Origin of the sequence: Phaeovulum sp. W22_SRMD_FR3 (genome assembly GCF_052113705.1) — a bacterium.
In the GTDB taxonomy this organism is placed as follows: domain Bacteria; phylum Pseudomonadota; class Alphaproteobacteria; order Rhodobacterales; family Rhodobacteraceae; genus JBGQOG01.
This window is the reverse complement of the sequence record NZ_JBGQOG010000004.1, coordinates 98,247-123,275: the sequence shown is the minus strand read 5'-3', so window position 1 is coordinate 123,275 and position 25,029 is coordinate 98,247. Positions and strand designations below refer to the sequence as shown.

The 25,029-nt window shown below is 65.0% G+C and carries 26 protein-coding genes; 13 read left to right on the top strand and 13 right to left on the bottom strand.

From position 1 onward, the window contains the following. Positions 1 to 363: 363 nt before the first annotated feature. From ACEN2S_RS06865 to grxD, 5 genes are all read left to right on the top strand, one after another. A complete protein-coding gene (locus tag ACEN2S_RS06865) occupies positions 364 to 927 on the top strand; it encodes a hypothetical protein (protein ID WP_441864132.1) in 564 nt (187 codons plus the stop codon). 164 nt (positions 928 to 1,091) lie between these two features. Then, entirely contained in the window at positions 1,092 to 3,254 is a 2,163-nt protein-coding gene (purL, locus tag ACEN2S_RS06860) for a phosphoribosylformylglycinamidine synthase subunit PurL (RefSeq protein WP_441864129.1), read from the top strand. Positions 3,255 to 3,394: 140 nt separating this feature from the next. Next, entirely contained in the window at positions 3,395 to 4,393 is a 999-nt protein-coding gene (locus ACEN2S_RS06855) for an FUSC family protein (RefSeq protein ID WP_441864126.1), read from the top strand. Between the two features lie 160 nt (positions 4,394 to 4,553). Continuing rightward, positions 4,554 to 4,796 carry a BolA/IbaG family iron-sulfur metabolism protein gene (locus ACEN2S_RS06850; protein WP_441864124.1) on the top strand — a complete coding sequence of 81 codons (243 nt, stop codon included), beginning with the start codon at positions 4,554 to 4,556 and terminating at the stop codon, positions 4,794 to 4,796. Positions 4,797 to 4,818: 22 nt separating this feature from the next. Then, on the top strand, positions 4,819 to 5,178 hold the full coding sequence (grxD, locus tag ACEN2S_RS06845; RefSeq protein WP_441864122.1) for a Grx4 family monothiol glutaredoxin: 360 nt from the start codon (positions 4,819 to 4,821) through the stop codon (positions 5,176 to 5,178). A 54-nt stretch (positions 5,179 to 5,232) separates the two neighbouring features. On the opposite strand, the gene arsJ is transcribed toward grxD, so the two are convergent. Genes arsJ through ACEN2S_RS06830 form a run of 3 tightly spaced genes read right to left on the bottom strand, consistent with a single transcriptional unit; the run spans position 5,233 to position 8,282 of the window. After that, on the bottom strand, positions 5,233 to 6,450 hold the full coding sequence (gene arsJ / locus ACEN2S_RS06840; protein WP_441864745.1) for an organoarsenical effux MFS transporter ArsJ: 1,218 nt from the start codon (positions 6,448 to 6,450) through the stop codon (positions 5,233 to 5,235). A gap of 11 nt (positions 6,451 to 6,461) precedes the next feature. Further along, the gene (locus ACEN2S_RS06835) at positions 6,462 to 7,472 is read right to left on the bottom strand and encodes an ArsJ-associated glyceraldehyde-3-phosphate dehydrogenase (RefSeq protein WP_441864119.1); all 1,011 of its coding nucleotides are present in this window, start codon (positions 7,470 to 7,472) and stop codon (positions 6,462 to 6,464) included. Continuing rightward, positions 7,473 to 8,282, bottom strand: coding sequence for an arsenate reductase/protein-tyrosine-phosphatase family protein (locus ACEN2S_RS06830; protein ID WP_441864117.1), 810 nt, complete (start codon positions 8,280 to 8,282; stop codon positions 7,473 to 7,475). A gap of 267 nt (positions 8,283 to 8,549) precedes the next feature. Here ACEN2S_RS06830 and ACEN2S_RS06825 point away from each other — a divergent pair, with 267 nt between their 5' ends. Further along, positions 8,550 to 8,888, top strand: coding sequence for a hypothetical protein (locus ACEN2S_RS06825; protein WP_441864115.1), 339 nt, complete (start codon positions 8,550 to 8,552; stop codon positions 8,886 to 8,888). A gap of 51 nt (positions 8,889 to 8,939) precedes the next feature. Here the strand turns inward: ACEN2S_RS06825 and ACEN2S_RS06820 are convergent, their stop codons facing one another. The 4 genes from ACEN2S_RS06820 to panB all read right to left on the bottom strand — a co-directional run bounded on the left by ACEN2S_RS06820 (position 8,940) and on the right by panB (position 11,763). Further along, a complete protein-coding gene (locus ACEN2S_RS06820; protein ID WP_441864112.1) occupies positions 8,940 to 9,590 on the bottom strand; it encodes a DUF1523 family protein in 651 nt (216 codons plus the stop codon). 10 nt (positions 9,591 to 9,600) lie between these two features. After that, positions 9,601 to 9,888 carry a hypothetical protein gene (locus tag ACEN2S_RS06815; RefSeq protein WP_441864110.1) on the bottom strand — a complete coding sequence of 96 codons (288 nt, stop codon included), beginning with the start codon at positions 9,886 to 9,888 and terminating at the stop codon, positions 9,601 to 9,603. Positions 9,889 to 10,099: 211 nt separating this feature from the next. Then, positions 10,100 to 10,936 carry a pantoate--beta-alanine ligase gene (panC, locus tag ACEN2S_RS06810; RefSeq protein ID WP_441864107.1) on the bottom strand — a complete coding sequence of 279 codons (837 nt, stop codon included), beginning with the start codon at positions 10,934 to 10,936 and terminating at the stop codon, positions 10,100 to 10,102. Next, positions 10,933 to 11,763 (bottom strand): 3-methyl-2-oxobutanoate hydroxymethyltransferase, encoded by an 831-nt coding sequence (gene panB, locus ACEN2S_RS06805; protein ID WP_441864104.1) that lies wholly within the window; start codon positions 11,761 to 11,763, stop codon positions 10,933 to 10,935. Before panB ends, panC begins: the two co-directional genes overlap by 4 nt. Positions 11,764 to 12,006: 243 nt before the next feature. On the opposite strand from panB, the gene ACEN2S_RS06800 reads away from it, so the two are divergent. Beyond that, on the top strand, positions 12,007 to 12,357 hold the full coding sequence (locus tag ACEN2S_RS06800; RefSeq protein WP_441864101.1) for a cupin domain-containing protein: 351 nt from the start codon (positions 12,007 to 12,009) through the stop codon (positions 12,355 to 12,357). A 131-nt stretch (positions 12,358 to 12,488) separates the two neighbouring features. On the opposite strand, the gene ACEN2S_RS06795 is transcribed toward ACEN2S_RS06800, so the two are convergent. Next, complete coding sequence (locus tag ACEN2S_RS06795; protein WP_441864098.1) at positions 12,489 to 13,244, bottom strand: L,D-transpeptidase; 756 nt, start codon at positions 13,242 to 13,244, stop codon at positions 12,489 to 12,491. Positions 13,245 to 13,647: 403 nt separating this feature from the next. Here ACEN2S_RS06795 and ACEN2S_RS06790 point away from each other — a divergent pair, with 403 nt between their 5' ends. After that, positions 13,648 to 15,828: an esterase-like activity of phytase family protein gene (locus ACEN2S_RS06790; RefSeq protein WP_441864095.1), complete on the top strand. Its 2,181-nt coding sequence runs from the start codon at positions 13,648 to 13,650 to the stop codon at positions 15,826 to 15,828. A gap of 164 nt (positions 15,829 to 15,992) precedes the next feature. Beyond that, positions 15,993 to 16,997 (top strand): P1 family peptidase, encoded by a 1,005-nt coding sequence (locus ACEN2S_RS06785; protein WP_441864092.1) that lies wholly within the window; start codon positions 15,993 to 15,995, stop codon positions 16,995 to 16,997. Positions 16,998 to 17,249: 252 nt separating this feature from the next. Here the strand turns inward: ACEN2S_RS06785 and ACEN2S_RS06780 are convergent, their stop codons facing one another. Continuing rightward, positions 17,250 to 18,020: a DUF1013 domain-containing protein gene (locus ACEN2S_RS06780; RefSeq protein ID WP_441864089.1), complete on the bottom strand. Its 771-nt coding sequence runs from the start codon at positions 18,018 to 18,020 to the stop codon at positions 17,250 to 17,252. A gap of 126 nt (positions 18,021 to 18,146) precedes the next feature. On the opposite strand from ACEN2S_RS06780, the gene ACEN2S_RS06775 reads away from it, so the two are divergent. Continuing rightward, positions 18,147 to 18,788 carry a ribonuclease T2 family protein gene (locus tag ACEN2S_RS06775; RefSeq protein ID WP_441864086.1) on the top strand — a complete coding sequence of 214 codons (642 nt, stop codon included), beginning with the start codon at positions 18,147 to 18,149 and terminating at the stop codon, positions 18,786 to 18,788. Between the two features lie 49 nt (positions 18,789 to 18,837). Here ACEN2S_RS06775 and ACEN2S_RS06770 read toward each other — a convergent pair whose 3' ends face one another. From ACEN2S_RS06770 to ACEN2S_RS06760, 3 genes are read right to left on the bottom strand one after another with little or no spacing between them, the layout of a single operon-like run. Then, complete coding sequence (locus tag ACEN2S_RS06770) at positions 18,838 to 19,239, bottom strand: STAS/SEC14 domain-containing protein (protein WP_441864083.1); 402 nt, start codon at positions 19,237 to 19,239, stop codon at positions 18,838 to 18,840. A 42-nt stretch (positions 19,240 to 19,281) separates the two neighbouring features. Then, the gene (locus tag ACEN2S_RS06765; RefSeq protein ID WP_441864080.1) at positions 19,282 to 20,295 is read right to left on the bottom strand and encodes an NAD(P)H-quinone oxidoreductase; all 1,014 of its coding nucleotides are present in this window, start codon (positions 20,293 to 20,295) and stop codon (positions 19,282 to 19,284) included. Continuing rightward, positions 20,292 to 20,960 (bottom strand): COQ9 family protein, encoded by a 669-nt coding sequence (locus ACEN2S_RS06760; RefSeq protein WP_441864077.1) that lies wholly within the window; start codon positions 20,958 to 20,960, stop codon positions 20,292 to 20,294. The genes ACEN2S_RS06765 and ACEN2S_RS06760 overlap by 4 nt, the downstream gene beginning before the upstream one ends. Positions 20,961 to 21,074: 114 nt before the next feature. On the opposite strand from ACEN2S_RS06760, the gene rpsU reads away from it, so the two are divergent. After that, on the top strand, positions 21,075 to 21,281 hold the full coding sequence (gene rpsU / locus ACEN2S_RS06755; protein WP_011748553.1) for a 30S ribosomal protein S21: 207 nt from the start codon (positions 21,075 to 21,077) through the stop codon (positions 21,279 to 21,281). A 527-nt stretch (positions 21,282 to 21,808) separates the two neighbouring features. Beyond that, on the top strand, positions 21,809 to 23,257 hold the full coding sequence (locus ACEN2S_RS06750; protein ID WP_441864073.1) for a TrkH family potassium uptake protein: 1,449 nt from the start codon (positions 21,809 to 21,811) through the stop codon (positions 23,255 to 23,257). Between the two features lie 16 nt (positions 23,258 to 23,273). Here the strand turns inward: ACEN2S_RS06750 and ACEN2S_RS06745 are convergent, their stop codons facing one another. Next, entirely contained in the window at positions 23,274 to 23,732 is a 459-nt protein-coding gene (locus ACEN2S_RS06745; RefSeq protein ID WP_441864070.1) for an Lrp/AsnC family transcriptional regulator, read from the bottom strand. Positions 23,733 to 23,872: 140 nt separating this feature from the next. On the opposite strand from ACEN2S_RS06745, the gene ald reads away from it, so the two are divergent. After that, positions 23,873 to 24,991, top strand: a complete 1,119-nt coding sequence (ald, locus tag ACEN2S_RS06740) for an alanine dehydrogenase (protein WP_441864067.1) — start codon at positions 23,873 to 23,875, stop codon at positions 24,989 to 24,991. The last annotated feature ends 38 nt before the right edge of the window (positions 24,992 to 25,029 follow it).

Below are 25,029 nucleotides of genomic sequence, written 5' to 3'. Positions count from 1 at the left end.
CCATGCCTCCATTTTCGGTATTTTTCCTTGAATAGTTTTCACCGCGCCCATAAATCGAGCACAGAAGATGATGGTTTGAGGAAACTCGCATCATCTTCTACCTCCCTGTTGGACTTCGGCCGAGCTTATGCTCGGCCTTTTTTTTGGCCAAACGCCAACCGGCCAATCCCGCAAGACAGCCCGCCGTCACCTTCGCGTCAGCGGCGGCATTCTGCGCGGGTGGCAGGGTCAAAACGGCGCCATTCCGCAGGTTTTGGTCGCCGCCATTCCGGGCCGGAACCTCGGGCATCCGGCGCGCCTTATCCTCCCGCTCGGCCATGACGGCCGGGCGAAATCGCAAAAGTCGCAAGACTGGAGGATACTATGACCAAACTGAGCAAGCTGATCACCACGACCGCCCTTCTGGGCCTCACCGCGCTGCCGGTGGCCGCCCTCGATCTCTCGGCAGGCACGAACCTGAGCCTCGGAGACAAGGATGCCGCCGTGTCAGCCCAGGCAGAACTGGGAACCACTGCGGATGCGCAGAACGGCGCGGATGCGCAGAACGCGGAAACCGGCGCTGCCGCTGGCACCGGGGCACCCGCCGGGACCGATCTGGCGCAGTCCGACACCGGCATGAGCGGAGAGGCCACGGTGCCCGAGGCCAGCACCCAAGGGACGCTGACCACCGCCGCGAAGGGCGATGTCGTCCTGTCTGCGGATGATGCGGTGATCGGCACCGTCGATCAGGTGGTGCCCGGCCCCGAGGGCACGCAGACCCTCTTGGTGACGCTGGAACCCGAGGTGGGCGCCGAGACCGAAGCCGCGCGCTTTTCGGTGAATGTCACCACGGATGCCGCCGTTGATGGCAAGGTGAAACTGGCGATGAACAAGGCAGATCTTCTGGGCGAGCTGAGCGCCCGCGCCGCCGGCACGTCGGACGGCTGACCCCCTCCCCAGCCCACACTCCGACCGGGGCGGCCTCAGGGCCGCCCCATTTGCGCCGATGCTGCCGGAACGCGTGGTTTTCCCCGCCCGGCACGCGAATTGTCCCTTTCGCAACGGCAAGCGCTAATTTAAGACGGGCGCGACCAAAGCCCCGGGGGACCGCCATGACCGAACCGCAGATCACCAAGGACCTGATCGCTGCCCATGGGCTCAAGCCCGACGAATATGCCCGCATTCTGGAGATCATCGGCCGCGAGCCGACTTTCACCGAGCTTGGCATTTTCTCGGCGATGTGGAACGAGCATTGCTCGTATAAATCCTCGAAGAAATGGCTGCGCACCTTGCATACCGAAGGCCCGCAAGTGATCTGCGGTCCGGGTGAAAACGCGGGCGTGGTAGATATCGGCGACGGTCAGGCCGTGGTCTTCAAGATGGAGAGCCACAACCACCCCTCCTATATCGAGCCGCATCAGGGCGCGGCCACCGGTGTGGGCGGCATCCTGCGCGACGTGTTCACCATGGGCGCCCGCCCGATTGCCGCGATGGATTCGCTCTCTTTCGGCGTCCCCTCGCATCCGAAAACCGCGCATCTGGTGAAGGGCGTGGTTGAGGGCATCGGCGCCTATGGCAATGCGTTCGGCGTGCCGAACCTCGGCGGCGAAGTGCGCTTTCACAAATCCTACAACGGCAACTGCCTGGTCAACGCCTTTGCCGCGGGCCTCGCCGATGCTGACAAGATCTTCTACTCGGCGGCCTCGGGCGTCGGCATGCCGGTGGTGTATCTCGGCGCGAAAACCGGGCGCGACGGCGTTGGCGGTGCCACGATGGCCTCGGCCGAGTTCGATGACACGATCGAAGACAAACGCCCGACCGTGCAGGTCGGCGACCCGTTCACCGAGAAATGCCTGATGGAAGCCTGCATGGAGCTGATGGCCACCGGCGCCGTCATCTCGATTCAGGACATGGGCGCGGCCGGTCTGACCTGCTCGGCCGTTGAGATGGGCGACAAGGGTGGCCTCGGCATCCGGCTCGACCTGGACCGCGTGCCGGTGCGCGAAAAGAACATGACCGCCTATGAGATGATGCTGTCGGAATCCCAGGAGCGGATGCTGATGGTGCTGAACCCGGAACTCGAGGCCGTTGCCAAGGCGGTCTTTGTGAAATGGGATCTCGATTTCGCCATCGTCGGCGAAACCATCGCCGAAGACCGCTTCCTGATCATGCTGGGCAATGAGGTGAAAGCCGATCTGCCGCTGTCGAAACTGGCCTCCTCGGCCCCGGAATATGACCGCCCCTGGGTGGAAACCCCGGCTGCCGCGCCCCTGGGCGAAGTTCCGGCCATCGGTGCCATCGACGGGCTGCGCGCGCTGATCTCTTCGCCGAACTACGCGCATAAAGCCTGGGTCTGGGAGCAATATGACACGCAGGTGATGGCCGACACCATCCGCCGTCCGGGTCAGGGTGCGGGCGTCCTGCGCGTGCATGGCACCGGCAAGGGCATCGCCTTCACCTCGGACGTGACCCCACGCTATGTGAAAGCCAACCCCTATGAGGGCGGCAAGCAGGCGGTGGCAGAAGCCTACCGCAACCTGACCGCCGTCGGCGCGCTGCCGCTCGCCACCACCGATAACCTGAACTTCGGCAACCCGGAAAAGCCCGAGATCATGGGCCAGTTCGTTGGCGCGATCAAAGGCATCGGCGAGGCCTGCCGCGCGCTCGACTTCCCGATCGTCTCGGGCAACGTCTCGCTCTACAATGAAACCGACGGTTCGGGCATCATGCCGACGCCGACGATTGGCGCGGTGGGCCTCCTGGCCTCAACCGATGACATCATCGCCGGTCTGCCCGCCGCGGGCGACATCGCGCTGGTGATCGGCGAAACCTTTGGCCATCTCGGGCAATCGGCGCTGCTCGCCGAGGCATTTGGCCTCGAGGCGGGCGATGCGCCGGAGGTCGATCTGGTGGCCGAGCGCCGCAACGGCGAGTTCCTGCGCGCCAACCGCAAGCTGGTGAAGGGTGCCACCGACCTCGCCGATGGCGGTCTGGCCCTCGCAGCCTTTGAGATGGCGGAAGAAGCCGGTCTCGGCGTCAGCCTCGATGCCAGCGACATCGCCACCCTCTTTGGCGAAGATCAGGCCCGCTATCTGGTGATCTGCGATGCCGCCGGGGCCGCTGCCTTGGAAGCCGTGGCGCTGACCACCGATGTGCCGCTGACCCGTGTCGGGACCTTTGGCGGCACCGAAATCCGGCTTGGCGGCGATGCCGCACCGCTGGCCGCGCTGTCGGGGCTCTACCGCAGCGCCTTCGCGCAGGCGGTCGAGGCCTGATTACTCCCCCCCCGGCTGCAGCCACCGCTGCACCCCGGAAGCCCCAAATTCAGGCCCGCGCACATTTCCTGTGCGCGGGCTGCCTTTTTTCCTGCGATGCTCTGCGTCACATAGCCCGCAAAACTGCCGGAGCCTGCCTGATGGAAATCTACGCCAAAGCCGCCCGCCTCTTCATTGCTGCCGCGCTGGCACTCGCGGCGGCGCAGATGCTGGGCTTTCACAACCCCTATTGGGCGGCGATGCCGGTCTGGGTCGTCTCGCAGCCGATCCGCGAGGATCTGCTGGCGCGCGGCATCCTGCGTATTCTGGGCACGCTGGCGGGCGCGGGGATCGGCCTTCTCGGTCTGCAATATCTGAATGCGCCGGTGCCTCTGGCGCTCCTGGCCGGGGCAACCGTCGCCTTTGGTGTCGGCATGGCCTACCGGATCGGCACCACCTACAGCTATGGCTTCACGCTGATCGCCATCACCATCGGGGTCATTCTGCTGCCCGCCATCGGCATGGGCGCGGATGGGGTGAGCATGGCCATCGAGCGGCTCTGGTGCACGCTGCTGGGGGTGGTCTCGGTCACCTTGGTGACGCTGGCCTCAACCCCGGCACGCTCGGGCCCAATGCCGCCCCGCGCGGTGCCCTTTGAGCGGCAACAGCTGATCCGGCGGGTGCTGATATCCGGCGGCTGCGCGGCGCTCGGCACGCTGGCGGTGGCGCTGACCCATGAGGTGGTGGTGATGGCCGGGGCGATGGCGCTGATCATCTATGCCACGATCTTCTCCACCCTGCCCGAACCGCGCGCAGTGATCCGCATGGTGGCCCCCGGTGTGGCGCTGGGGCTGGCGGCGGCGGTGCTCTACCGCTGGATCGGGTTCGAACTGCACGAGAGCCGGGATGCAATGCTCTGGCTGGCCATGGCCTTCATCGCATGCGGGGCGCTTTTGCGCGCGCATCCGCGCACCACCGGCCTCGGGCTTGATTCCAACATGTGCTTTTTGCTGGGGGCAGAGGTGGGTGCCGCGGGGCATCCGCTGCATGTCACCATTCTCAGCGGTGCGGCCCTGCTGGCCGGGGCCATCGTGATCTCGGTGATCATGTGGCACGCGACGGCCCCCGCCGCGCCAAAGGGCCCTGCCCCGAGCGCCTGACGGCCCGGCTGCACAGGAAGAGGTCACCCTGCCGCACACCTGCCCGCCAAAGAGCCAGAACGCGGGCGCAGAGCGCCGCCCGCGTCCCGCATCCACCCGCAGCCCCTTGCAGCGCCCCCGCCGGGGCCTTAGATTTAGGGGAAAGAATGAGGAGCCCCCCATGCCGATGGAATCCCAAGACATCGAAGCCCTGATCCGCGCCAGCTTTCCCTCAGCGCAGATCACCATCACCGATCTTGCCGGTGACGGAAACCATTGGGCCGCCGAGGTCATCGATGCCAGCTTCAAGGGCATGAACCGGGTGCAGCAACAACGCGCCGTCTATGCCGCCCTCAAGGGCAAGATGGACGGCCCCCATGGCGAATTACATGCGCTGGCACTGACCACCAAAGTGCCGGAATAGCCCTATCTGAAGGATGAAACTGATGAGCGCGCAGGACCAGATCCGCGAAACGATCGAAAAGAATGCCGTGGTGCTCTTTATGAAGGGCACCAAGGAAATGCCGCAATGCGGCTTTTCCAGCCGCGTGGCGGGCGTGCTGAACTTCATGGGCGTTGAATTCGCCGATGTGAACGTTCTGGCCGATGCCGAGATCCGTCAGGGGATCAAGGATTTCTCCGACTGGCCGACGATCCCGCAGCTTTATGTGAAGGGCGAGTTTGTCGGCGGCTGCGATATCGTGACCGAGATGACGCTGTCGGGCGAGCTGGATCAGCTCTTTGCCGACAAGGGCATTTCGTACAACCACGATGCCGCCGAGCAGATCCGCGCCGCCAACGCCTGAGGCTGTGGCATTTTGACAGGGCGCCTGTGGGATGATCCCGCGGGCGCCCTTTTTTCAGGCGATGCGCCGCGCGGCAAGCGCACTCGCCGCTGCCATCAGCGCCGCCGCCCCAAGGCAGGCAGGCAGACCGCCGAGCTGATAGCTCAGCCCCGACATCAGCGTGCCCAAAAGCCGCCCCGCCGCATTGGCCATGTAGTAAAAGCCCACATCCATCGTGACCCGCTCGGCCTTGGCAAAGGCGAGGATCAGATAGGAATGCAGCGCCGAGTTCACCGCGAAAACCGCGCCGAACAGCAAAAGGCCCGCCACCAGCAGCCCGGTCAGGGCCAGCGAGACCGGCAGCCACAGAACCGCCAGCGCCAGCACCAGCGGCACGAGGCTGAGGCCCGCCGCCCAGAGCGCCGCCGTGCGCCCGGTGGCGGGGGCCTGCCGCAAAAGCCGGGGTGCTGCGGCCTGAATCGCCCCGTAAAAAATGATCCAGCCCGCCATGAAGCCACCTGTCCAGAAAAAGGCGGTGCCGGGCGCAAGGCCCATCTCTCCCGTCAGCACCGCGCCGAAATAGACCGGAATGCCAACGACAAACCAGCAATCGCGCGCGCCAAAGAGGAACATCCGCGCCAGCGACAGGCGGTTGATCCGCGCATCCCGCGACCAGACGCCGGTGAATTTCACCCCCTTCATGCCGCCCGGCAACCCGGCGGGCATGAAAAGCGCCACCGCCACCAGCACGAGGCTGAGTGCGGCCGCCATGCCCCAAGCGGCCCCGGCAAAGCCGACCCCCGCCAAAAGCGCGGCACCGAGGAAAAAGCCAAGCCCCTTCACCGCGTTCTTCGATCCGGTCAGCAGGGCGACCCAGCGAAACAGCGCCCCCTCCCCTTCGGGTGCCAGCAATTTCACCGCAGATTTTGACGACATCTTCGCCAGGTCCTTGGCCACGCCCGACAGCCCCTGCACCGCCATCACGAACACCACCGAGGCCGCGATGGACCATGCAGGATCCAGCTGCGTCAGCGCCACCAGCGCCGCGATCTGCAATGCCAGCCCGGCATAGAGCGTCGAGGTCAGGCCAAAGCGCGCCGCCAGCCAACCTGCCGAGAGATTGGTGACGATCCCCGCCACTTCATAGAGCAGGAACAGCCAGGCCAGCTGCACCGGGCTGAAACCCAAGCTATTGAAATGCAACAAAACCAGCATGCGCAGCGCGCCATCGGTCAGCATAAAGCCCCAATAGGCCGCCGTTACCGCGCCATAGGCCCGCAGACCCGAAGGCATCACCGCGCTGGTCACAGCCCCGCCCCCACCATCCGCGCCACATCGGCCAGACGGTTGGCATAGCCCCACTCATTGTCATACCAGACGTAGAGCTTCAGCTGCGTTCCCGCGACGACCATGGTGGACCCCGCATCGACAATCGCCGAGCGCGGATCGTTGACATAGTCGCACGAGACCAAGGGCCGCTCTTCATAACCGAGAATGCCCCGCAACGGCCCCTCGGCGGCGGCGCGGTAGAGGGCGTTCACCTCATCCACCGTCACCGGCCGCTCCAGCTCGAACACGCAATCGGTGAGCGAGGCATTCAGCAGCGGCACCCGCACCGCATGGCCGTTCAGCCTCCCCGCCAGCTCGGGGTAGATCAGCGTGATGGCCGTGGCCGAGCCGGTGGTGGTCGGGATCAGGTTCATCAGCGCCGAGCGCGCGCGGCGCATGTCCTTGGCCGGGGCATCGACGATGGTCTGGGTGTTGGTCACATCATGGATGGTGGTGATGCTGCCATGCCGGATTCCCACCGCCTCGTGGATCACCTTCACCACTGGCGCGAGGCAGTTTGTGGTGCAGCTGGCCGCCGTCACAAGATGATGCACCGCCGGATCATAGGCGTCATGGTTCACCCCATAGACGATGTTCAGCGCGCCGCCATCCTTGACCGGGGCCGAGACCACCAGCTTTTTCACCCCCGCCGCATAATAAGGCGCGACCTTCGCTGCCGTTTTGAAATGCCCGGTGCAGTCGATCACCAGATCAATGCCCAGCGCGGCCAGCGGCAGATCCTCGATCCGCCGCGCGGCGGTCAGCGCCATCTTGTGGCCCGCGATGGTCAGCCCCTCCGCATCATGCGCAATCTCGCGCGGCCAGCGGCCATGCACCGAGTCAAACTCCAAAAGCAACGCATGCTGCGCCGGATCGCCCGCCAGATCGTTCAAGAGCAGGATCTGATCGCCCAGCCCCGCATCCACCAGCGCCCGCAGGCATAGTTTTCCCATACGGCCCAAGCCGTTGATCGCAATCCGTGCCATTCAGGCCTCCGTGATGTCATCGACATGGCGCTGCAACGCCATCCGGTCGAGGGTTTCCAGCGGCAGCGCCACAAAGGCCTCAATCCGCCGCCGCAGGGCGCGGTAGCATTCGGCATAGGCCAGCGCCCGCTCGGCCTCGGTGCCGGTGGCGAGGCTGGGATCGGGCAGCCCCCAATGCGCCGAAATCGGTCCCCCCGGCCAGGGAGCGCATTCCTCATTCGCCGCCGCATCGCAGAGGGTGAAGACAAAATCCATCCGTGGCGCATCAGGCTGCTGAAACAGGCTCAGCGGTTTCGAGTGCAGGTTGCGGATGTCATGGCCATTGCGCGCCAACAGATCGAGCGCCTGCGGATGCGGTGCCTTGGCCGGATGCGTACCCGCCGAATAGGCGCGGAAACGCCCTTTGCCGAGCGCATTGACCAGAGTTTCGGCGATGATCGAGCGGCCCGAATTTCCGGTGCAGATGAAAATCACATTCGGCATGGCATCCTCTCTTGGGGCAAGCGGCAGCGGGCAGAGATCTGGCCTGCCCCGGCAGCAATCCTCGTGCAAAAACCCGATCAGCGCCCCTGCCCGCCCGGTCACCGCGCGGTAATAGATCGCGCGCCCTTGCCGCTCGGCCTGGATCAAACCGCCGGCCTCCAGCGCAGCCAGATAGGCCGAGAGCGTGCTGCCCCCGAGATCCAGCACCCGGGCCATTTCCCCCGGCCGCACGCCTTGCGGCGCCCGCCGCATCAGGAGGCGAAAGAGGCCAAGGCGGCCCGGATGCCCGAGCAGGGCGAAAAGATCGGCAGCGTCTGATTGTTCCATAATTCACGAATTACTGAATAAATATCGCACAGGCAAGTGAACCTTTTATGACACCCGGCGGGCCGCTGACACGTCTCCGGCGCAGCGCCGGAACCACGCGCGGACCGCCTGCCCGTTGCGGTGATTTTGGAAACAAACTGTTCACCGGTTTTCGCTGCATCTGCGAAGTTTTTTCCGCCAGATCAGCCTAAATCCCTTAAGATGAATGCGGGGGCGTTGATGGGCGCGAGAACCGCGGCAGCGTGTGAAGATTTGGAACGCCAGAGCATGAAGGATAACCTTGGTTTCGACGACCGGGTCAATTTCGCCATTGAGCAATTGCTGAATGGCGATGATGGCTGGCGGGACGTCGTGCGCGGCATCGTGCACGGCTGGCCGGACATTGCGCCTCTGGAAATCGTCTTCACTCTGGTCTCGGCCGCCAGCGCCATTGAACAGAATTTTGCCGATGGCAGCCCGGCCCGCGACGGCGCGGCGCAGGGCTACCGTCTTGCGGGGCTGTTGGGCGTCGACATCTATGCCATGCAGACTTTGGGCATGCCCTGCGGCAAGGCGCGCGATCTCCTGGCCTATTGGCGCATTGATCCCTGGTTCGCCCGGCTGTGAAAAAGGGGCGCCAATGGCGCCCCTGTCGGTATCCGTGGTGAAAATGTCGGCCTAGGCGCGGCCGAACAGCCGCCTCCAGAACCCGCGCGCGCGGCCCCCGGCGGCATCGGCGCGATCCTCGATCCCCTCCCAGGCGTCACCGACATCTTCCAGCATCGGATCAATCGACCGCTGGCGGAAACGCCGCCACATCCGGCGAATCGTCAGCACAAGGATCAAGAGCGCGGTCAGAAGGATGATATTGACCCAAGGCACGATGCTGGCGTCCGGCCCCTCCACCGGCTTGATCGCCACCGCGTTGGGATAGATCGAGAGGAACGGCACCCGCCAGCCGTAATGGGTGATCGACACCCATTCCGGCGCGGTCTTGTTCGAGACGAAATTGGTCGCCTCGGCCTGCAGGTTCGAGCTGTCATATTTGAAATAGGGCGGCCAGATCCAGCCGGTATCCTCATTACGATAGACGATCACCTTGCCATTCGGGCGCACGGCATCAATGAAGCGGATGTCGCGCGTGCTGGCGGTGCTGGTCGCACCAGCATCCTCGGAGGCATAGAAAATACGGTTCGCGCCAATCTCGGTCAGCCGGTTCGAGGTGCTGCTGATGCGCACGATGTCATGCTGCGGCAGCGTGTAATGCAGAAACAGGGCCACCACGATCAGCGGCACGATCCGCAGCGTCCATTTCACATAGGTCCACATGCGCTTACTCCTATTGGTAGTTGACCAGATAGACCGTCAGCGCAACGATCCCCAGCGGAATGATATAGACCAGCCACAAAAGCTTGCGCCGCAGGCTGTGTTCGTAAACGTCCATACCCTGCTCGATAAAGCCCTCCCGCGCCTCGGGCTCATCCGGGGCGCCTTCCTCGGCCACCCGCTGTGCCCAGGCTTTCTCCAGCTTCTCCCGCCGGATTGAGCGCGCATAGAGCGCCAGAAGCCAGCGCAGGATGGTCAGGACGACCAGTGCCACCGCAATCGCCCGCAACAGTGCAAACATCCGCAACCCCCCGGTTTCTCGCGCACATCACCCAGCCGAACGGCACGACCCCTGTCGCAAAGGCAGCAGAAGCCGCCGCAGGATGGCTCTCTCAAAGGTGGGCGATCCTGCGCCCGATTGCCAGACAGGGCGCTGAAAATACTTGCGCCGCAGCAGACCGGCGGCGCCCGGCGGCCAGCAAAGCACCCCGGGGCCGGTCCGGCAGTCGGCGCTATACGGCGATATTGTCGATCAGCCGTACCGCGCCCAGCCAGACGGCGGCCAAAAGCCGGGCCGGATCCTGCACTGCCCCTTGCGGCGCAAGATCGGCAGCCCCCCGCAGCTCGAGATATTCAACGCGGCCAAAGCCCGCCGCGGCCAAACGTGCCTCTGCCGCCGCCAGCGTGTCGGCCACCGGCGCGCCCGCCCGCAGTGCCACAGCGGCCTCGCGCATCGCGGTATTGAGCACGGGCGCCAGCGCCCGCTCGGCAGCCGTCAGCCGCATGTTGCGCGAGGACATCGCCAGCCCGTCCGCATCGCGCACGGTCGGGCAGCCAACGATCTCGACCGCAATGTTCAGATCCGCCACCAGCCGCCGCACGACCTGCAACTGCTGCCAGTCCTTTTCGCCAAAAAACGCACGGTCGGCCTGGGTCATCCCGAAAAGCTTGGTCACCACCGTCGCCATGCCGTCGAAATGGCCCGGGCGGAACGTGCCCTCCAGGGTCTCGCTCAGGCCCGAGACCGAGACCGTCGTGGCGAAATCCGCCGGATAGACCTCGGCGGGCGCGGGCGCAAAAATGCCGTCGACACCGTAAGGGGCGAGCAATGCCGCATCGCGCTCTTCGGTGCGGGGGTAATTGGCCAGATCATCGGGGTTGTTGAACTGTTTGGGGTTCACGAAAATCGTCACGATCACCCGATCCGAGGCCGCCCGCGCCGCCTCAACGAGGCTCAGATGCCCCTCGTGCAGCGCGCCCATCGTGGGCACCACCCCCACGCTCAAGCCCTGCCGTTTCCAGCCCGCCACATCGGCGCGCAGGCTGGCCACATCGTGCCAGATCTTCATTTCGCGGCCTTTTCGCTGTCGGCAAACTGATGCGCGGCGGCCGGAAACGCCCGCCCGCGCACCTCGGCGGCATAATCCGCGATGGCCTCGCGCGCGGTCTGCCCGAGTTCGGCATAGCGTTTGACGAATTTCGGCAGGAAATCCCCGAACAGCCCCAGCATGTCATCCACCACCAGAACCTGACCGTCACAGCCGACCGAGGCACCGATGCCGATGGTCGGGATGGCGATGGTTTCGCTGATCTTGTCCGCAAGACTCGCCGGAACCTTCTCCAGCACCACCGAGAAGGCACCGGCGGCGGCGGTTGCCTCGGCATCCGCCTGAATCCGCGCGCCGTCGCTGCCGCGCCCCTGCACCTTGTAGCCGCCGAGCGTGTTCACCGCCTGCGGCGTCAGGCCGACATGGCCCATCACCGGAATGCCGCGCGCCACGAGGAAGGCGATGGTCTCGGCCATATGCACGCCGCCCTCCAGCTTGACCGCCGCGGCGCCCGTCTCGGAAATCAGCCGTGCGGCATTGCGAAACGCCTGCGCCGGGCTTTCCTCATAGCTGCCAAACGGCATGTCAATCACCAGAAGCGAGCGGCTCAGCCCGCGCGCCACCGCCCGGCCATGCATGATCATCATCTCAAGCGTCACACCGAGGGTCGAGGGCAGGCCATGCAGCACCATGCCAACGCTGTCGCCCACCAGCACGATGTCGACCACGCCGTCCATCAGCCGGGCCATCGGCGTCGTATAGGCGGTCAGGCAAACCAGCGGTTCGCCGCCCTTGCGCCCCAACACTTCCACAGGCGTCATCACCCGTTGCGTTTGGCTCACACTCATGATCGACCCTCCTCGGTCAAAACCCGGCTTCGTGATACCGGACCTGCCGCGGTCAGGAAAGCATATTCATGCCGCAGCGCGGCGGCGGCGCGGCCTCCTGCGCGCATCCAATCTTGTATGCGCAGGAAAATAAAATGTGATTTCATCACCTTACCCAAGCCCCGCCGCTGCATCGGGGGCTTGCCGGGCGCGCAATAAAATGTCCCACTGACCCCGCACCATCACCTGCCAAAGGACCATGCCATGCTGATTGAAATGCTCACCCCCGCCACCGCATTGGGCCAGGGGCCGGTGGAGGAAACCCGGCCCGAACCCCAAAAAATCATCGACGGAGCACCGTTGCACCGGACGTGGAATCTGGAAGAGCGCGACGGGCTCTATTGCGGCATCTGGGAATCCACCCCCGGCCATTGGACGATTTCCTATGATGAATGGGAGTATTGCCGGATTCTGTCAGGCCGCTCGGTGATCCACGGCGCGGATGGCAGCCGCACCGAAGTGTCAGCGGGCGACAGCTTTGTGATCCGCCCCGGCTTTCAGGGCAGCTGGGAGGTTCTGGAGACCACCCGCAAGGATTATGTGATCCGGCTGTGAGCGAACCGCACCAGACGGGCCCCGCCGCCATTTGCACGATTTGCGCAGGTCACCGCACAGGCCCGAAACAAAAATGCGCGCCAGAACCGGCGCGCATTGTCGTGAACATCGGGAAAACGCTCCCTGACGGCTCAGTTCGCCGCCGTCGACATCAGCGGCATGGCGGGATTGTACTCCTTGGCGATGCCGCCTTCGATCCCGGCCGCCGCCAATTGTTCCGGCGTCGCCTGGGTCTCGGGGATCAGATAGCCGCTCGGCAGTTCGATCATCGGCCCTTCCATCATCAGGCTCTCGGCCTGGCTGCGGACCTTGACGGTGGTGCCCAGCGGCACTTCGTCGAACATGTCGACAATGTCCTGGTTGAACAACCGGATACAGCCCGCCGAGGTGGCCTTGCCAATCGACGACGGATCCATGGTGCCGTGGATCCGGTACATCGTGTCCTTGCCATTGCGGTAGAGATACAGCGCCCGCGCGCCCAGCGGATTGTCCAGACCGCCCGGCAGGCCGCCTGACAGGGCCGCATAAATTTCCGGCTCGGTGCGGATCATGTTCTTCGTCGGCGTCCAGGCGGGATATTCTTCCTTGCGGCGGATCACCCCATTGCCCGAGAACCCTTTGCCCTGCCGCCCGACGGCAATGCCGAAACGCATCGCCAGACCCGGCTTGTACACGTGATAGAGCACGCGCGCATAGGGATCGACAACGATGCTGCCCACCGGCTCGGGCCCATCATACTCCACCCATTTGCGCATGTTGCGTTCATTCAGATAGGCCGGATTGACCGCAGGGATCAGCGTGTCGCCATCCTGCAGCGCCCGGTATTCCGGCGGCTCGTTCACGGCGGGTTTCGTCTCTTGCGGCACCTCGGCGCAGGCGGACAGCATCAGGACGATCGGTAGCAAAAGAGCAGAAAAATGTTTGGCGAGCACCACGGGTTCCCTCGATGAATCTGTCTCCGCCATAGGGGGCAGCGGCGACCCGAGGGTCAACCCCCTCGCCCGCAGCAGGTTCCCATATGATGATCGAAAAAGCACGAATTATGCGCGCACATGCCCAACAGCGCCACGCCGGACCAATTCCTCAGGAAAAACCCGCGCCGCATCCCCTTCCGGCCCGGGGCAGATCGCTGATGCCAGCGCCTGCCCGCTGTGGCACCGCGGCGGCCCCCCGCGCGGGCTTGGAGCGGCCCGGGGCGGGCAAGTTTCGCATTCACGTCGCCGTGATGTCACCGCCCTGATACAAACCACGTCCAAGTGTCGCGCCGAACGCAGACATATAGGACGCCCCATGTCACTCCGGCTCATCCCGCTGACCTCCGTGCTCGCCCTTGCCACCGCGCTGCCCGCGCTGGCGGACCAGAACTTCAACCGCATCGCTTCGTTTGCCACGCCGCTGAACATGGCCCCGGGCGAAGACCTCATGCGCGCCTCCTCGGCCGAGATCATCTCGGCCTCGGAAGATGGCATGACGCTGGTCTACACCGACAGCCCGCTGGGCGTCATCGGTCTGGTGGACATCACCGACCCGGCCGCGCCGAAGCCTTTGGGCAATGTCGAGATGGGCGGCGAGCCGACCACCGCCAAGATCATCGACGGCCATGCCTTTGCCGCCGTCAACACCTCGGCCGATTACGTGAACACCTCGGGCAAGCTGGTCGCCGTTGACCTCGCCACCCGCAAGATCGTGGCGGAATGCGAACTCGGCGGTCAGCCGGATTCAGTGGCCGCCGCCCCCGACCACAGCTTCCTCGCCATCGCCATCGAGAATGAGCGCGACGAAGAGCTGAACGATGGTGCGCTGCCGCAGATGCCCGCGGGCTATCTGGTGAAACTGCCGATGAAGGATGGCATGGCCGATTGCGCCGCCCTGCAAAAGATCGAGGTCACCGGTCTGGCCGAGATCGGCGGCGAAGATCCCGAGCCGGAATTCGTCGACATCAATGCCGCGGGCGAGATCGTTCTGACCCTGCAGGAAAACAACCACATCGTCGTGGTCGGCGCCGATGGCAAAATCCTGAACCATTTCTCGGCGGGCACCGTCGATCTGGCGGATATCGACACCAAATCCGACGGCCGCCTGACTTTCACCGGCACCAAAGAGGCCGTGAAACGCGAGCCCGACGGCGTGAAATGGATCGACACCGATCATTTCGTGGTGGCCAACGAAGGTGACTATGAAGGCGGCTCGCGCAGCTTCACCATCTTCAACAAAGACGGCACTGTCGTCTACGAATCCGGCCCGAGCCTTGAGCACGCGATCATCGCCGCCGGCCACTACCCGGAGAAACGCTCGAAATCCAAGGGCACCGAACTCGAATCGGTCGAAGTCGCCACCTATAACGGCGTGCCGACCCTGTTCGTCGCCTCCGAGCGCGGCTCGATCATCGGGGCCTATGACATCACCGATCTGGCCAATCCGGTGCTGAAACAACTCCTGCCCTCGGGCATCAGCCCCGAAGGCATGGTGGCGATTCCGGCGCGCGGCCTGCTGGCCACGGCAAATGAAGTGGATCTGGGGGCCGATGGCGGCGCTCGCGCCCATGTCATGCTCTATGCGCAGGAAGACAAACCCGCTGCCTATCCGATGCTGACCTCTGCCGGGTCGGAAAAGCTGATCGGCTGGGGCGCGATGTCGGGCCTCGTGGCCGATGCGGAACAGCCGGGCATCCTCTATGGGGTGAACGACAGCTTCTATTCGACCATGCCGACGATCTACACCATCGACGCCACCCAGACCCCGGCCCGGATCACCGCCGCACTGCCGGTGACGCGCGATGGCATGGCCGCGCAAAAGCTGGACATGGAAGGCATCACGCTGGACGGCAAAGGCGGTTTCTGGATCGCCTCCGAGGGCAACAGCGCGAAACTGGTGCCGCATGCGCTCTATCATGTGAACGCCAAGGGCGAGATCAAGGAAGAGGTGGCACTGCCGAAGGAACTGCTGGCCAGTGAAACCCGCTTTGGCTTTGAAGGTGTGGCCCGCGACGGCGACACGCTGTGGATGGCCGTGCAGCGCGAATGGGCCGATGATGCGGAAGGTCAGGTCAAACTGGTCTCCTACAACACCGAAACCCAGGAATGGGGTGCGGTCGCCTATCCGCTCGAGCCGAAGGGCGCAGGCTGGATGGGTCTGTCGGAAATCACCTTCCACGACGGGCAGGCCTATGTCGTTGAGCGTGACAATCTGATCGGCGATGCGGCGGTGGTGAAAAAGATCTTCACCGTCTCGATGGATCAGCTGAAACCGGCGAAACTCGGCGAGGCGCTGCCGCTGGTGAGCAAGACCGCGTTCCGCGACCTCTTGCCGGAGCTGCGCGCCACCAACGGCTATGTCGTCGACAAGGTTGAAGGTTTCGCGATTGACGCCACCGGCACCGGCTATGTGGTCACCGACAATGATGGCGTCGATGACAGCTCGGGCGAGACGCTGTTCTGGTCGATCGGTCCGGTCGGCAAAGCCACCAACTAAGCCTCCCTTCTCCGCAAACGCTTCAGGCCCTCCGCATCGCTGCGGGGGGCCTTTTGCTGCGCCAAAGGCGGCAAGCCTCTCGCACTGCGCTCTTCCAGCGACGGCTTGGCAGCGGCACTCCCAGCGATGATACTCGCCCCGAAATACCCCCGCAGGAGAGCGCCATGCAGCCCGGACCCCGCAATCTGATCACCGACATCGAGGGATTGATCGTCGGCAATGCCAGCGCCCCCCGGCTGCGCTCGGGCGTGAGCGTGCTGACCGCGGATCGCCCGTTCACCGCTGCGGTGCATGTGATGGGCGGCGCGCCCGGCACGCGCGAGACCGATCTGCTCGCCCCCGACAAGCTGGTGCAGGAGGTGGATGCGCTGGTGCTCTCGGGCGGCTCGGCCTTTGGCCTTGATGCGGCCTCGGGCGTGATGGACGGGCTACGGGCGCGCGGGCGCGGCTTTGCGGTGGGCGATATGCGGGTGCCGATCGTGCCCGGCGCGATCCTGTTCGATCTTTTGAACGGCGGCGACAAGGACTGGGACCAGAACCCCTACGCCCCCTTGGGCCGCGCGGCACTTGAGGCCGCCACGCGGGACTTCACGCTTGGCTCGCAGGGGGCTGGCTATGGCGCGATGACGGGCAATCTGAAGGGCGGGCTGGGGTCTGCCTCCGCCGTGCTGGACAGCGGGCTGACCGTCGGCGCGCTGGTGGCGGTGAATGCGCTGGGGTCCGCCACCGTCGGAGCAGGGCGGCAGTTCTGGGCGGCCCCGCATGAGCAAGGGGCAGAGTTTGGCGGGATGGGCCTCGAGGGTGCGTTCAGCGCCGGGCTTTGGGACCCCGGGGCAGAGCCCCTGCCGGTGAAACGGCGCGGCGAGGCCACGACGATTGCCATTGTCGCCACCGACGCCCGCCTGACCCAGGCCGAAGCGCAAAGAATGGCGGTGGCGGCGCATGACGGCATGGCGCGCGCGCTGTTGCCCAGCCACACGCCCTATGATGGTGATCTGGTCTTTGCCGTGGCCACCGGACAAAAGCCGCTCACCGATCCCGCGCTGGACCCGTTTCGCCTCGGCCATGCCGCCGCCTCTGTGCTGGCCCGCGCCATCGCCCGCGGGGTGTATCACGCGCGGCCAGAACCCGGTGACGTGATGCCCTGCTGGCAAAGCCTGTTTGGCTGAGCCCCCGGATCCGGCGACACTGAAAGGGCAATTCCGGCGGCGGCATGGCAGAGCACCGGCAGCACCCCCTCATACATCCAATCCAGAGCGGGAACCGGCCGGGGCAGCACCATCCCCACGACAGCTGCACCGCGGCGGATGGGCGCGCCCCTGCCATTCACCGCAGCGTGGGGCGCGCCGCGCTGCCCCCCCCGGCACGAAAAAGGCCCGGAGCAGATGCTCCGGGCCCTATATGTCGCTGACGGGCCTCTCTCAGGCGTCGTCATCCTCGTCTTCGTCTTCATCATCCGCATCGGGCAGATTGAAGAAGCTGTCTGCATTCGAGAAGTCGCGCGGGCTTTTGTGCTCGTCTTCTTCGCGCTCATGGCCACCGCCGAGTTTGAAGCCTTCCAGACCGGCGATCGACGAGGGCATCCGCGGCTCATCGCTCATGCCCAGCGACTGCTCGGTCGAGACCAGCTTGCGACGCTCGTCATCGGTCATCAGCCCGCCTTCAGCGGCTTTGCGCTTGGCGGCCTTTTGCACTTCGCTGTCGAGTTCCGACTGACGGCAGAGGCCCAGCGCCACCGGGTCGATCGGTGCGATATTGGCGATGTTCCAATGCGTCCGCTCGCGGATCGAGGCGATGGTCGGCTTGGTGGTGCCCACGAGGCGGGCCACTTGCGCATCGGCCAGCTCGGGGTGGAATTTCACCAGCCACAGAATGGCCGCCGGACGGTCCTGACGTTTGGACAGCGGGGTATAGCGCGGGCCACGGCGCTTTTCTTCGCCGACCGACGCCGCGTTGAATTTCAGCTTGAGCTTGTAGCTCAGGTCTTTCTCGCCCTTCTCGATCTCTTTCGGATCGAGTTGGCTGGAGGCAACGGGGTCGAAACCTTTCACGCCGGTCGCCACGTCGCCATCAGCAATGCCCTGCACTTCCAGCTCGTGCATCCCGCAGAAATCGGCGATCTGCTTGAAGGTCAGCGTGGTGTTATCCACCAGCCAGACCGCGGTCGCTTTGGCCATCAGAGGCTTGGTCATCGGATCACTCCTTTACAAATCTCTCCCGTGCCGGGAAAACGGCTGCGGCCAGAGCCGCCATTCCAGTCTTCAGGGAGGGGGAATTGGACGTTCCTTACACCTGAAAACCCGCCGAGGAAAGAGAAAATGCGCAAGACCCTGCTGCCGTTGATCCTGTCCCTGCTGCTGCCGCTAACCGCGGCGGCCGATGGCGAGAAGGCGGGCGACTTCGACTATTACGTGCTCTCGCTCGGCTGGTCCTCAACCTGGTGCAGCTTGACGGGCGATGCGCGACGCGACGCGCAATGCGATGCGCGCCATGACCATTCCTTCACCTTACACGGGCTGTGGCCGCAATATGAGCGGGGCTGGCCCAGCTATTGCCGCACGGCCGAGCGGGATCCGACCCGGGCAGAATCCGCCGCCATGGCCGATATCACCGGTTCGGCGGGGCTGGCCTGGTATGAATGGAAAAAGCACGGACGCTGCAGCGGCCTCTCGGCCCGCGCCTATTTTGCGACGGCCCGCATGGCCTATGACAGCATCACCATCCCCGAGGTGTTCCGCCGCCTGAACCGCGACGTGAAACTGCCCGCGCGGGTGGTGCAAGAGGCTTTCATCGATTCAAACCCCGGATTGCGGCCGGAAATGATCACCATCACCTGCGATCAGGGAATGATCCAGGAGGCGCGGATCTGCATGACCAAAGATCTGGAGCCGCGGGCCTGCTCTTCTGACAGTGCGCGCGATTGCCAGCTTCCCGATGCGCTGATGGAAGCGGTGCGCTGACCGCACCACCTCCGCCGCGGCCTCATCGCGCACGCTCAGCAATCGGATCTCAGGCTTCGTCGACGATGGCCGCCGAGATCCATTCGGCGGCTTCGGTGCGGTCCTCCAGCGCGAAAACCTGCACCGGGCAGGGGATCAGCGGCACAAACAGCTTCAGCCCGGCGCGTATCCAGCCGATATCGGTGACCACCGCGATGCGGGCGAAATCGGCCAGATGCCAGATGCCCAGCCGCGCATCCTCCCAGACCGCGCCCGCCGAAAGCCCCTCGAACCCCGGCCCGAGCTCATAAAGCAGCTTCACCCGCCCCTCGGCGGCGATCATTTTCTCGATCCGGGGCACCAGAACCGTCCGGTAATCCTCGCCCGTCAGATGGCCTTCGGCGCGGATCGCCAGCACATCCGGCGGATAGCCGGACAGCACGGTAAAATGGCCCGCATGGTGGTCGCTCATCGCTCTCTCCCCTTTGGACGCGCGGGCCCCGGGGTTGGGACCTCAGCGCAGTTTCAACACGATCTTGCCAATGTGATGCCCGCCCTCCATCCGGGCATGTGCCGCCGCCGCTTCGGCGAGTGGAAATTCGCTGTCCATCACCGGGCGGATCTTGCCCGCCTCCACCAGCGGCCAGACATGCGTCAACAGCTCGGCGGCAATCCGCGCCTTGGCCAGATCGCTTTGCGGCCGCAAGGTGCTGCCGGTGACGGTCAGCCGCCGCATCATGATCTGCGCAAAATTCACCTCGGCCTTGGCGCCTTGCAAAAAGGCAATCGAGACCAGCCGTCCCTCATCGGCCAAGGCCCGCAGGTTGCGGCTGATATAGCTGCCCCCCACCATGTCGAGGATAAGATCCGCGCCGCCCTCTGCCGCCATCACCGCGCCGAAATCGCCGCTGCGGTAATTGATCGCCGTGGCGCCCAGCTCCGCACAGGCTGCGCATTTCTCTTCCGAACCCGCCGTGGCCCAAACCCGCGCACCCACGGCGCGCGCCAACTGAATGGCCATGGTGCCGATGCCCGAGGAACCGCCATGCACCAGGAACCGCTCGCCCGCCTGCAAGCGGCCCCGCATCACCATGTTCGACCAGGTGGTAAAGGCGGTTTCCGGCAAACAGGCGGCGGATTTCAGATCGAGCCCCGCCGGAACCGGCAGGCAATGCGCCGCAGGAGCGCGGGCATATTCCGCATAGCCGCCCCCCGGCAGCAGCGCGCAAACCAGATCGCCCAGCTGCCAGCCATGCACCCCGGCCCCGAGCGCCGCGACATAGCCCGCGCATTCCAGACCCGGCAGATCCGAGGCCCCCGGCGGCGGCGCATAACGCCCGGCCCGCTGCAAGGCATCGGGACGGTTGACGCCTGCATAATGCACCTCGATCAGGATCTCTCCCGCGCCGGGCACCGGCACCGCGCGCGCGCCCAGCCGCAGCACCTCCGGCCCGCCGGGTCCGGTGATTTCCACGGCCCGCATCATCTCGGGCAGATCGGCGGAGAACGACTGCGTCTCTTGCGTCATCGGCGCGCCTCCTGGCCCGGCGTGGCGCGCGGCGCGGGGGCCTGCACCTTTTCCATCAATCCTTTGACGAAGCGATTCTTCAACACATTCCCCTTCAACTTTTCAAACTGCATCACATTGCCGATCCGGTCGTCGAGAAAGGCCCAGCTGTCGGCGCTCCCCTCGCTCTCATCGCCCATCCAATAGAGCACGGTGGCCGAATAGACCGCCGAGAGCGTCATCCGTTTGGTGTACCAGTTCAGATCGCGGCTGCTGTCGCCCAGCGCGGTCCAGATCGCCTCGGCCGTGCCCCAGATCAGCGCAGAGCCGGTGGCCAGATTGCCGGGCAACGCAAAGACTGCCGCGCCGCGCCGCACCAGCTCGCGGTCCGCCAGCTCGAGCCGCAACCGCACCGCCAAGGCCACGCGCGCGCTGTATTTCAAGGCCGCCAGATCATGCGTGGCCAGGGCCTCGACCATCGCACGGTCGCCCGCCCGGTGGTATTCCACCGCCAGATCCACCGCGCCCCGCGGGCAGATCACCCGCGCCAGATCGGGGTCGAGCGCAAGATCCGCCACCGCCGCCCGAAACGCCGGTTCCGACCAGCCGTCAAAGGGCACATGCGGCATGATGGCGGCAAGCAGCCTGGCCCGCTCTTCGGCCATATCCAGACCAGCATTTCGCATCATTTTCCCCTTATTCCAGCCCCGACAAACCGTAGACAAAACTCCGGCCCCCTGCTATAGGGCCACTTCCTGCAATCTGACGCAACTCAAACTTAGGAAGGTGGTGACAACCACATGCAGGTCAGCGTTCGCGACAACAACGTCGAACAGGCGCTTCGGGCTCTGAAGAAAAAACTTCAGCGCGAGGGTGTGTTTCGTGAAATGAAGCTTAAGCAACATTTCGAGAAGCCGTCCGTCAAGAAAGCGCGCGAGAAAGCTGAAGCCGTTCGCCGTGCCCGTAAATTGGCACGGAAGAAAGCTCAGCGCGAAGGCGCTCTCTGAGGCGACTGGAAAGCTGGCGGGTTCGCCCGCACCGATCAACCCCCGTGGCGTGCCATCGGGGGTTTTTTGGTGACCGACGCCCCGCATGCCGCCGGACCCGCGCGATCCTTGCATCGCCCTGCGCCACCCCGTAAGATTGGCGCACTGTCGCTGCCCTCCTCCCGCGTCACCACAGATCCAAGGCATCTGGTTTGCGTCCAGCACCCTTTTCACCGCACAGCTGCCCTGACACGGCGCCCGCCACACCGACGGGGCGCACCGCGTTTTGACACCGCGCGCCAATATGCGGCCCCCTTGCCGGGCCCTTCAGCGGCCGCAGGTCGTGCCCGGCGCCACGGCGCTGCCTGAAGCTGCCAGACAGCCAGAGTTTCCCGGGGACGCGTGTCAGCCACCGCGGCTTGCACCGGAACCCGCCGCGCAGGCCCCCCGACGGCAAATGCCCTGCCCAGCCCCTGCCCCGGCTCAGGGCATGAGCGTGCGCGGCCCGGTCACCCCGCCCCATCGGGCCCGTCAGCGAGACGCGGCACATGCTTAGGTTCGCGCCGATCTTTCACATCCTCGGCATCATTCTGGCCGTGCTGTCGATCACCATGCTGCTGCCCGCCGGCATCGATTACTGGGATGGCGACGACAATGTGCATGGCTTTCTGGACGCGGCGCTGATCACCGGCTTTGTCGGGGTGCTCGTCTCGCTTGCCACCCGGCCCGCCAGCCCACAGGGCCTGAGCGCGCGGCAGGCCTATCTGCTGACCGCGCTGATCTGGGTGCTGATCCCGCTGTTTGGCGCCCTGCCGTTCTTGCTGGGCGCGCCGGACATCAACTTTACCGATGCCTATTTCGAAGCCGTCTCCGGCATCACCACCACCGGCTCCACCATCCTGACCGGGCTGGAAAACCTGCCGCGTGGCGTGCTCTTGTGGCGGGGCATGCTGAATTGGATGGGCGGCCTTGGCATCGCCTTTGTGGCCATGATCTTTCTGCCGGTGATGCGCGTCGGCGGCATGCAGTTCTTTCGCACCGAAGGGTTCGACACACTCGGCAAGATCCTGCCGCGCGCCCGTGACATTTCGCGTGCGCTGCTCGCCGCTTATGCCGGGCTGACGCTTCTGTGTGCGCTCTCCTACATCGGCTGCGGCATGCCGGTGTTTGACGCCAGCATCCACGCGATGGCGACGCTGGCGACCGGCGGCTTTGGCACCCATGATTCAAGCTTTGGCGCCTATTCCGGCACCGCCGAATATGCCGGGACCTTCTTCATGCTGATCGGCGGCATGCCCTTTATCCGTTTTGTCCAATTGGCCCGCGGCCAGACCATGCCGCTCTGGCGCGATCCGCAGGTCCGCGCCCTGCTGCGCTGGTTCGTCTATGCGGTGGTGGCGATCGTGCTGTGGCGGATGACGCATGGCGCCACAGATTTTGAGCAAACCCTGCGCGAAACCCTGTTCAACCTCGCCTCGATCATGACCGGGACCGGCTTTGGCTCGGCCAATGTCGGGGCCTGGGGCGCCTTTCCGGTGACGCTGGCCTTTTGCCTCGGGATGATCGGCGGCTGCACCGGCTCGTCCTCCGGCGCGCTCTCGGTCTTTCGCTGCCTGGCGCTGATTTCGGCCATCCGCAGCGCCATTCAACGCCTGCATTCACCGCACCGGATGGTGCAGCCGCGCCTGGACGGCAAGCCGCTGGATGAGGACGTGCTGAACCCGATGATGATGTATTTCACCGGCTATATCCTGATCCTCGGCGTGCTGACCGTGCTGATCTCGATGACCGGGGTCGACATGCAATCGGCGGTTTTCGCGATCTGGACCTCGATGGGCAATATCGGCTTTGGCTTTGGCCCGATGGTGGCACGCACCGGCACGATGGTGGATTTCTCGGATCAGGCGACCTGGATCATGACGCTGGCCATGCTGCTCGGCCGCCTGGGCCTGCTGGCCATCCTCGTCGTCTTCATGCCCCGCTTCTGGCGCGAGTGATCACACCGGAAGCGACTCAGACCGGCAGCGCGGTGGTGGTGACCACATTGCGCAGCGAAAAACTGCTCTGCATCTGCGCCACCCCGGGCAGTCGCGCCAGATAGGCGCGGTGGATGCGGGCGAAATCCTCGGTATCCTCGGCCACGACTTTCAACAGATAATCCGCCGAACCCGCCATCAGGTGGCATTCCAGCACATCGGGGATCTTCTTCACCTCGCGCTCGAAGGCGTCCAGCACCTCATCCGCCTGCGCCGAGAGGGTGATCTCCACGAAAACCGTCGTGGGCCGCCCCAGCTTGCGCGCGTCGAGAAGGGCCACATAATCGCGGATATAGCCCTCTTCCTCCAGCCGCTGCACCCGCCGGTGACAGGCCGAAGCCGAGAGGTTCACCCGTTCGGACAAATCCGCATTCGAGATGCGCCCCTGCTTTTGCAACACCGTGAGGATCCGGCGGTCGGTGGCGTCGAGGGTCATATCCGTGCAACTTCCTTCGATGAATTCAAGCATTCCGCGAAGATTTAACGCGTAAAACCACCTGAGGCCAAGGATTTTTCAAAACATTTGCGCCCCGGCAGGCGCAGGATGGCGTCATAGAGGATTTGGGAGGATCTGACATGAAAATTGGTTGCCCGCGGGAGATCAAACCGCAGGAATTCCGCGTAGGCCTCATGCCGCAGGCCGCGCATGAGGCCGTCGCGCATGGGCATGAGGTGCTGATCGAGGCCGGTGCCGGTCTCGGCTCCGGCTTTACCGACGCCGATTACATCGCCGCAGGGGCGCGCATTCTGCCGGATGCGGCGGCGGTCTTTGCCGAAGCCGAGATGATCGTGAAGGTGAAAGAGCCGCAAAAGGCCGAGCGCGCGATGCTGCGGCCGGGGCAGCTTTTGTTCACCTATCTGCATCTGGCGCCCGATCCGGAACAGACACGGGACCTCTTGGCCTCAGGTGCCACCTGCATCGCCTATGAGACGGTGACCGACCGCAACGGCGGCCTGCCGCTGCTGGCGCCGATGTCCGAGGTGGCGGGCAAACTGGCCCCACAAGTCGGCGCCTGGACGCTGCAAAAGGCCAATGGCGGGCGCGGCGTGCTGTTGGGCGGCGTGCCGGGCGTGGCGCCGGGCCGGGTGCTGGTGATCGGCGGCGGCGTGGTCGGCACTCATGCGGCGCGGGTGGCGGCGGGCATGGGGGCGGATGTCACCGTGCTCGACCGCTCCCTGCCCCGCCTGCGCTATCTGGATGATGTGTTTAACCGCGATTTCAAAGCGCTCTACGCCAGTGCTGCGACCACCGCCGAGCTGGTGGCGACGGCGGATCTGGTGATCGGCGCGGTGCTGATCCCGGGGGCGGCCGCGCCGAAACTGGTCAGCCGCGCCATGCTCGGCACGATGAAGCCCGGCGCGGCCATCGTCGATGTGGCCATCGATCAGGGCGGGTGTTTCGAGACGAGCCACGCCACCACCCATCAGGACCCGATCTATGAGGTCGATGGCATCCTGCATTACTGCGTCGCGAACATGCCGGGGGCCGTGGCGCGCACCTCGACCCAGGCGCTTGGCAATGCCACCCTGCCCTTCCTGCTGGCGCTGGCCGACAAGGGCTGGAAAGAGGCCTGCGCGGCGGATGAGCATCTCCTGAACGGGCTGAACATCCACGCGGGCCATCTGACCAATTTCGCCGTTGGCCGGGCGCTGGAGATCGACGTGCTCTCGCCGCAGCTCGCCCTCAAACAGTAACGCAAAAGGCCCGCCAGAACGGCGGGCCTTTCTGTTCA

Excerpts from the sequence above, each read along its gene's own strand:
- ACEN2S_RS06830 (WP_441864117.1), bottom strand. The coding sequence starts at position 8,282 with ATGGAACAATCAGACGCTGCCGATCTTTTCGCCCTGCTCGGGCATCCG.
- ACEN2S_RS06865 (WP_441864132.1), top strand. The coding sequence starts at position 364 with ATGACCAAACTGAGCAAGCTGATCACCACGACCGCCCTTCTGGGCCTC.
- rpsU (WP_011748553.1), top strand. The coding sequence starts at position 21,075 with ATGCAGGTCAGCGTTCGCGACAACAACGTCGAACAGGCGCTTCGGGCT.
- ACEN2S_RS06800 (WP_441864101.1), top strand. The coding sequence starts at position 12,007 with ATGCTGATTGAAATGCTCACCCCCGCCACCGCATTGGGCCAGGGGCCG.
- ACEN2S_RS06780 (WP_441864089.1), bottom strand. The coding sequence starts at position 18,020 with ATGACCAAGCCTCTGATGGCCAAAGCGACCGCGGTCTGGCTGGTGGAT.
- ald (WP_441864067.1), top strand. The coding sequence starts at position 23,873 with ATGAAAATTGGTTGCCCGCGGGAGATCAAACCGCAGGAATTCCGCGTA.
- ACEN2S_RS06745 (WP_441864070.1), bottom strand. The coding sequence starts at position 23,732 with ATGACCCTCGACGCCACCGACCGCCGGATCCTCACGGTGTTGCAAAAG.
- ACEN2S_RS06770 (WP_441864083.1), bottom strand. The coding sequence starts at position 19,239 with ATGAGCGACCACCATGCGGGCCATTTTACCGTGCTGTCCGGCTATCCG.
- panC (WP_441864107.1), bottom strand. The coding sequence starts at position 10,936 with ATGAAGATCTGGCACGATGTGGCCAGCCTGCGCGCCGATGTGGCGGGC.
- ACEN2S_RS06815 (WP_441864110.1), bottom strand. The coding sequence starts at position 9,888 with ATGTTTGCACTGTTGCGGGCGATTGCGGTGGCACTGGTCGTCCTGACC.
- ACEN2S_RS06775 (WP_441864086.1), top strand. The coding sequence starts at position 18,147 with ATGCGCAAGACCCTGCTGCCGTTGATCCTGTCCCTGCTGCTGCCGCTA.
- purL (WP_441864129.1), top strand. The coding sequence starts at position 1,092 with ATGACCGAACCGCAGATCACCAAGGACCTGATCGCTGCCCATGGGCTC.
- ACEN2S_RS06855 (WP_441864126.1), top strand. The coding sequence starts at position 3,395 with ATGGAAATCTACGCCAAAGCCGCCCGCCTCTTCATTGCTGCCGCGCTG.
- ACEN2S_RS06850 (WP_441864124.1), top strand. The coding sequence starts at position 4,554 with ATGCCGATGGAATCCCAAGACATCGAAGCCCTGATCCGCGCCAGCTTT.
- ACEN2S_RS06795 (WP_441864098.1), bottom strand. The coding sequence starts at position 13,244 with ATGCTGTCCGCCTGCGCCGAGGTGCCGCAAGAGACGAAACCCGCCGTG.
- ACEN2S_RS06750 (WP_441864073.1), top strand. The coding sequence starts at position 21,809 with ATGCTTAGGTTCGCGCCGATCTTTCACATCCTCGGCATCATTCTGGCC.
- ACEN2S_RS06835 (WP_441864119.1), bottom strand. The coding sequence starts at position 7,472 with ATGGCACGGATTGCGATCAACGGCTTGGGCCGTATGGGAAAACTATGC.
- ACEN2S_RS06825 (WP_441864115.1), top strand. The coding sequence starts at position 8,550 with ATGAAGGATAACCTTGGTTTCGACGACCGGGTCAATTTCGCCATTGAG.
- ACEN2S_RS06765 (WP_441864080.1), bottom strand. The coding sequence starts at position 20,295 with ATGACGCAAGAGACGCAGTCGTTCTCCGCCGATCTGCCCGAGATGATG.
- ACEN2S_RS06820 (WP_441864112.1), bottom strand. The coding sequence starts at position 9,590 with ATGTGGACCTATGTGAAATGGACGCTGCGGATCGTGCCGCTGATCGTG.
- grxD (WP_441864122.1), top strand. The coding sequence starts at position 4,819 with ATGAGCGCGCAGGACCAGATCCGCGAAACGATCGAAAAGAATGCCGTG.
- arsJ (WP_441864745.1), bottom strand. The coding sequence starts at position 6,450 with ATGCCTTCGGGTCTGCGGGCCTATGGCGCGGTAACGGCGGCCTATTGG.
- panB (WP_441864104.1), bottom strand. The coding sequence starts at position 11,763 with ATGAGTGTGAGCCAAACGCAACGGGTGATGACGCCTGTGGAAGTGTTG.
- ACEN2S_RS06785 (WP_441864092.1), top strand. The coding sequence starts at position 15,993 with ATGCAGCCCGGACCCCGCAATCTGATCACCGACATCGAGGGATTGATC.
- ACEN2S_RS06760 (WP_441864077.1), bottom strand. The coding sequence starts at position 20,960 with ATGCGAAATGCTGGTCTGGATATGGCCGAAGAGCGGGCCAGGCTGCTT.
- ACEN2S_RS06790 (WP_441864095.1), top strand. The coding sequence starts at position 13,648 with ATGTCACTCCGGCTCATCCCGCTGACCTCCGTGCTCGCCCTTGCCACC.